This window comes from Rhodomicrobium udaipurense JA643, from assembly GCF_000636015.1.
Taxonomy (GTDB): Bacteria; Pseudomonadota; Alphaproteobacteria; order Rhizobiales; family Rhodomicrobiaceae; genus Rhodomicrobium; species Rhodomicrobium udaipurense.
On the sequence record NZ_JFZJ01000177.1, the window covers coordinates 1 to 5011 of the forward strand.

Here is a 5011-nt window from a genome sequence, read left to right on the forward strand (position 1 = left end):
CTGACGAATAAAAAAGCCCCGGCCTTGCGGTCGGGGCTCCATTTCATAGGCAGGCGATGTTACCAACCGCCGCCGAAGCCGACGCTCACGCCGAGACCGGAACCACCCCAGCCGCCGCCGTAGCCGCCGCCCCAGCCGCCGCCGTAGCCGCCGCCGTAGCCGCCGCCCCAGCCGCCGCCGAAGCCAACGCCGGATGCGCCCCAGCCGCCGCAACCGCTATAGACCGGACGGGCAACCACCACCGGCCTCGCGCAACCAACACCGGAGTACACGACCGGACGACGCCAGCCGCCGCCATACCAACCGGAGCTGTATACAACCCGCCGATAGATCACCGGCGCGCGATAGCCCCAGCCGCCGCTATACACGACGGGACGACGCCAGCCCCAGCCGCCGCCATACACGACGGGTCGACGCCAGCCCCAGCCGCCGCCATACACGATGGGACGACGCCAGCCGCCATAATACGCCACCGGCCTACGCCAGCCGCCATACCAACCCGTGCGCCATGCAACCGGACGACGCCAGCCGCCATAGCCGCCGCGCCATGCAATCGGACGACGCCAGCCGCCATAGCCGCCACGCCATGCAATCGGACGACGCCAGCCGCCGTAGCCGCCGCGGAAGGCCACCGGTCTACGCCAGCCGCCACCGTAATAGCCGCCACGGAAACCGATAGGCCGCGCGAAACCGCCACGATAGCCACGGAATGCTACTGGCCCTCGGATGCCGCCGCCACGATAGCCAAATCGCGAACCGATGGGACCGGCGCCTCTGAAGCCGCCACCGCCACGGAATGCGGCACCACCTCCGAACCCGCCGCCGCCTCGGAAACCAGCGCCGCCGCCGAAGCCGCCACGTCCGCCATTGCGGACGAGCATCACAGAACTTTGCGCACCGCTCGCGGTCATCTTTTCGCTGCTCGCTCCCAAGGGAGACGGCGCAGCGCCTGCCGCAGTCGCGAGGCCGAATGCCGATAATCCCAGCGCTGCCACCGCCGGGACTAGAAGTCGTTTCGTTCGCATGTGAGACCCACTTCCTCTGTACTAGGGTTGTGTTTGCTGCTGCCGCGTCGTCGCTCACGACCCCGCCGCAACTGCGCACGCACCCGGTCGCACGCCACTGACCGCGCTCGAACGCTGGGACATTGGATCACCACGCGAGTTAATGAAAGGTAGAAAGATACTTGAGCTTCAGTGCCGTAAAGTAGGAAAGGCGAATTGAAGGTCAACTCTTGTCTAACCGGTCCGGACCAATTTACGCAAAAGCTCAATATCGATAAAAGTACAACTATTAGCGTTGCCAGACAAAACCTTGAACGGGAAGCCAGGTTCGCCGAGATGATTGAGCAAAAGCATCGCTCCATCGAAATCGTGCGACGCCGTATAGTCGTTCAGCGTCGCGATAACTTGCAACCCGGCATCGCGTGCTGCGTGTGTTCCGGGCGCGGAATCCTCGATGGCGAGGCAGTCAGCGGGCGGCAGGCGAAGCGCGGCCAGCACGTAGAGGTAGATGTCCGGCGCGGGCTTCTTGCGCGGCACGGCGTCGCCAGCGCCGATCACCTCGAACCAGCCGAGCGCTTCCGGCATCGTCGCGTCGAACAGCGCCGTCACATTCTCCGGCGAGGTCGTCGTCGCGATGGCGAGCCGCACGCCCGCATCTTTCGCCTCGCGTAGAAGACGCGCAACGCCCGGCCGGAGCGGAATGCCGCCGCCCGCGAGAAGCGCCGCGTAGTGTTTCGTCTTGGCGGCATGCAACACTGCGATGAATTCGGGAAGCGGCTGCCCAGTCGGCGGCGTAAAGTCAGGCCGGTGCCGCGCGATGTAGTGCGCGATGCGTTCCTTGCCGCCCGTCACCGCGAGAAGTTCGGCATAGAGCGCGGGCGGCCAGGCCCAGTCGAGACCCGCATCGGCGAAGGCGCGATTGAAGGCGAGGCGGTGCCCCTCTTCCGTCTCGGCCAGCGTTCCGTCAACGTCGAAAATCAGCGCCTTGAGTTCGGCCATGCGAGCCCCTTGATTTCAGATCAGGTTAGATCAGCTGCGTTTAAACGGACCCGATTTGACGCGGAGAAGCTGATCGACAACCGAACATCGGAGGGCCGTACTTGTTCGCTTGAGCCATCGCAAGACGGGATGAGAGGCGAACGGCGGTAAAACCGTTCGAGGGCTCCCCTCATCCCGCCTCCCTCCATCAGGAGAGACTCTGTGGCGGTTATGCGGAGGAGATCATCTCCAGCCACTCGTCCTCGGTCATAACTTTCACCCCGAGGTCTTCCGCCTTTTTCAGTTTCGAGCCCGCGCCCGGCCCCGCGACAAGGTAAGTTGTCGCCTTTGACACCGAACCCGCCACCTTCGCGCCGAACCGCTCGGCCTGCGCCTTGGCCTCATCGCGCGTGAAGCGTTCGAGCTTGCCGGTGAAAACCACAGTCGCGCCCGCCAGCAGCGACGAAACCTGATCCGGCTTGTACGCCTCGACGGTGAGTTCGCGCCGCAGCGCATCCACCGCCTCGCGGTTATGGGGCTCGTCGAAGAAATCCACGATGGACTGCGCGACGACGTCGCCGATCCCGTCGATCTCATTCAGTTTCGCCAGAATGATGGCTCTGTGCAGCGACCTCTTGTCATCGTCGGTCGCGCGTTCGAGCAGAAGCTCGTCGCCAGCGCGAAGGTCGGCCGCGTCCGGCTCGGCCATGGCGGCGCGCAGCGCGTCGAGCGAGCCGAAGGTCTTCGCGAGCAGCTTCGCTGTCGTCTCGCCCACGTGCCGGATGCCGAGCGCGAAGATGAAGCGTTCGAGCGAAATCGTGCGCCGCGCCTCTATGGCAGCGAACAGGTTTGCCGCCGATTGCGCGCCCCAGCCTTCCTTTTCGCTGAGCTTCGGCGGGTCCACGCCGTCGCGCGCGGCCATGGTGAAGATGTCGGCTGGCGCCTTGATGCGCCCCTCGTCGAAAAACGCCTGAATGTTCTTCTCGCCCAGCCCTTCGATGTCGAAGGCGTGGCGCGACACGAAATGCCGGAGCCGCTCCACGGCCTGCGCCGCGCAGATAAGGCCGCCCGTGCAGCGGCGCACCGCGTCGACCTTGCCGGTCTTAGGGTGTGTCTCGCGGACGGCGTGGCTGCCGCAGACGGGGCACAGCGTCGGGAAAACAAATTCCACGGCGTCGGCGGGGCGCTGTTCCAGTACGGGGCCGAGAATTTGCGGGATCACGTCGCCCGCGCGCTGCACGATGACCGTGTCGCCGATGCGCACATCCTTGCGGCGGATTTCGTCTTCGTTGTGAAGCGTGGCGTTCTGCACCACGACGCCGCCGACGGTCACCGGCGCAAGCTTCGCCACGGGCGTCAACGCGCCGGTGCGGCCCACCTGAATGTCGATGCCGTTCAGCACCGTCGTCGCCTTCTCGGCGGAGAATTTATGCGCGGTGGCCCAACGCGGCGTGCGGCTTACGAAGCCCAGCCGCTCCTGAAGGTCGAGCCGGTTCACCTTGTACACGACGCCGTCGATGTCGTAGCCGAGCGACGCGCGCTTCATCTCGATGGCGCGATAGACCGCGAGCATCTCCTCGACCGAGCGGCAGATTTCGACCGGCGGCAGCGGGAAGCCCCAGCCGTGGATGGCTTGCAGCACGCCGTAATTCGTGTCGGCGGGGAGCGCGCTAGCCTCCCCCCAGCCCCGAACCTCCCCCCACCCCCAAGCGAAGAAGCGTAGCGGCCGCGCGGCTGTGATCGCCGGGTCGAGTTGGCGAAGCGAACCCGCCGCCGCATTCCTCGGGTTCGCGAACATGCGGCCGCCCTTGCCGACCTGCCGCTCGTTCAGCGCCTGAAAATCGGCGTGGCTCATATACACTTCGCCGCGCACCTCGAACACGGCGGGCATGTCGTTCGCGCGGATCACCTGCGGGATGTCGGCGATGGTGCGAACGTTTGCGGTCACGTCCTCGCCCTCGGAGCCATCGCCGCGCGTGGCCGCCACCGCGAGCCGCCCATCCTCGTAGCGGAGCGACACCGAAAGCCCGTCGATTTTCATTTCGGCGGTGACATCGAGCGCGTCGTCCGGCGCGAACTTCAGGAAGCGTCGCACGCGGCCCGCGAAATCGGCGACATCCTCATCCGAGAATACGTTGCCGAGCGACAGCATGCGCACCGTGTGGCGCACCTTCGCGAACTTCTCGGAGGGGGTTGCGCCGACGGTCTGCGACGGGCTTTCCGGCGTTATCAGCGACGGGAACGCCGCTTCGAGCGCGTTGAGGCGCAGGCGCAGGCGGTCATACTCGACGTCGGAGATTTCCGGCGCGGCGTTCTCATAATAAAGCCGGTCATGGCGCGCGATCTCGGCGGCGAGCGCGTCGTGCTCGTCCTTCGCATCCTCCGCCGACAGGTGCTCGGCATGTTTCAATGCCTCGTCGCGGAAGGCTGCTTCTTCGTGCGTGGGCGGCGGCGCAATCTCATCGTCAGGCGCGGGAGCGCGCGAAGGCTGCTCGCCGTCCGCCCCCTCCGTCTTGCGGGAGCGGCGCGTCTTTGCGGGCTTCGCACCCGCCGCCTTAGGCGACATGATGCGCTCCGACGTGGCGCGCCCCGATGAGGCTCTCGGCGGCGGCGCGGGCTTCGGCCGTGACCTCCTTGCCGGCGAGCATGCGCGCGATTTCCTCGCGGCGGCCTTCCATGCTCAGCACCTCGGCGCTGGTTGTGACGACGATGGCGTCGCCTTCACCGCGCGCGGCCTTGTGCAGCCGTATGTGCTGATCGGCGTTCGCGGCCACCTGCGGCGAATGCGTCACCGCCAAAACCTGTGCGCGGGTGCCAAGTCGCGCCTGCCGCTCGCCGATGGCCGCCGCGGTCGCACCGCCGACACCCGTGTCGATTTCGTCGAACACCAGAACCGGCGCGGTCGCCTTCTCGGCGAGCACCACCTTCAGCGCCAGCAGGAACCGGGCAAGCTCGCCGCCTGAAGCCACCTTCATCAGCGGCCCCGGCTTCGCGCCCGGATTGGTCTGCACGTAGAACATCGCCTGCTC

At 66.4% G+C, this 5011-nt stretch carries 3 protein-coding genes and 1 pseudogene; all 4 read right to left on the reverse strand.

What is annotated here, in order from left to right; genetic code table 11:
• Positions 1-59 precede the first annotated feature (59 nt).
• On the reverse strand, positions 60-1025 hold the full coding sequence (locus tag T281_RS19815) for a hypothetical protein (RefSeq protein WP_245269273.1): 966 nt from the start codon (positions 1023-1025) through the stop codon (positions 60-62).
• A 213-nt stretch (positions 1026-1238) separates the two neighbouring features.
• Entirely contained in the window at positions 1239-2003 is a 765-nt protein-coding gene (locus tag T281_RS16225) for an HAD family hydrolase (protein WP_037241927.1), read from the reverse strand.
• A gap of 208 nt (positions 2004-2211) precedes the next feature.
• Positions 2212-4548: an NAD-dependent DNA ligase LigA gene (gene ligA / locus T281_RS16230; protein ID WP_081796865.1), complete on the reverse strand. Its 2337-nt coding sequence runs from the start codon at positions 4546-4548 to the stop codon at positions 2212-2214.
• Positions 4538-5011, reverse strand: a pseudogene (locus T281_RS16235) (DNA repair protein RecN); the annotation flags it as partial. The gene ligA and the pseudogene T281_RS16235, both read right to left, overlap by 11 nt.

What these genes read in the sequence shown, in the direction of transcription:
- T281_RS19815 (WP_245269273.1), bottom strand. Translation starts at nt 1,025, where the DNA reads ATGCGAACGAAACGACTTCTAGTCCCGGCGGTGGCAGCGCTGGGATTA.
- T281_RS16225 (WP_037241927.1), bottom strand. Translation starts at nt 2,003, where the DNA reads ATGGCCGAACTCAAGGCGCTGATTTTCGACGTTGACGGAACGCTGGCC.
- ligA (WP_081796865.1), bottom strand. Translation starts at nt 4,548, where the DNA reads ATGTCGCCTAAGGCGGCGGGTGCGAAGCCCGCAAAGACGCGCCGCTCC.